A 1,221-nucleotide genomic window follows, 5' to 3' on the forward strand; every position below is an offset into this window, starting at 1 on the left:
TGTTAAACTAAGCCAGTTTGTTACCAAACCGACTCGTCTTCAGAACCGGACGTGAGACTTTCACCTCATCACGGCTCCTCTCTTAAACGTCCCTTGTCATGGGTACACCCCTGCCTTAATATCAACATATCGTCAACCCATAAATAACCTTCAGGTAAGTCCTGTAACTTCGGTTGTGTGTATGTCTTTTTATCTAAGGCAGTTTTAGTATCGTGGCAATGTCGGTGCAACAATTGTTTGTTTTTATATGTGTTGTCACCACCTTTAGACCTTGGTTTTATATGGTCTACCTCGATTAGGTCAGTTGGTCTAAAGGTTAGTCCACAAGATGCGCATTTATTATTTTGCCGTTTTAACAGCGTTGTGACTTCTTTCCTTACCCCTGGGTATTTGCCGATTCTGTTACTCCAATAAGTCCAGTCGCCGTCATAAGGGGATTTATTACCTTTCACTTTGATGTGTCGTACAATAGGCACATCTGAGTGTAGGTTTAGTATATATTCACCAGCGTTGAGTACCCAATTCCTGGTTTTACTAACTTTGGGAAAATACTTTTTCTTCACCCATTTAGCCGACTTATTTGGATGCCTTCTGCTTGCCCATCTCCATATTCTTATCCATAGGAGGTTATCTATTTTTCTGAATACCTCTTTACTGACTTGTGTTGAGAAGTAGTTAGCCCATCCTCTTATTACCGGATTTAATTTAGCTATTAAAGCTTGGGTCGGGGCGGTTTTATAAGAGTCACATATATCCGCCAATTTCCGATAGTGAGTTTTAATACTCTTGGAAGATGGTTTAATCAGCGTTTTAAATCCTTGTTTGGTTGTCTTGACTTTCCATTGCCTGATTGTGAAACCTAAGAAGTCAAATCCGGGTTGATTTCCTTGATATTCTTCTAAAGTATGGGCAATTTTGGTTTTCTCTGGTTTTAGTTCTAATCCTACCTGGTTTAACCATTCCTGTATTACGGTTTTTGCTTGTAATACTACTTTGATGTCTTCATGTAAGATTACAAAGTCATCAGCATAGCGTACCAGGGATAACGCTTGTCTGTTATCTCGCTTCTTTCCCGGAAGGGATTCCGCGAATTTATCTAGGCATTCTTCCATACCGTGTAGGGCGATGTTTGCTAGTAAGGGTGATATTACCCCGGACTGTGGCGTACCTTCCACAGATTCTAGGAATTGATTATTGTCAAACACTCCAGACTTTAACCAT

General features: G+C 40.3%; 1 protein-coding gene. It reads right to left on the reverse strand.

All coding sequences use genetic code 11. From position 1 onward, the window contains the following. Positions 1-68 precede the first annotated feature (68 nt). On the reverse strand, positions 69-1,221 hold a 1,153-nt coding region (locus F6K23_RS40845), incomplete at its 5' end, for a group II intron maturase-specific domain-containing protein (RefSeq protein ID WP_293166964.1).

The organism is Okeania sp. SIO2C9 (genome assembly GCF_010672455.1).
Lineage (GTDB): Bacteria > Cyanobacteriota > Cyanobacteriia > Cyanobacteriales > Microcoleaceae > Okeania.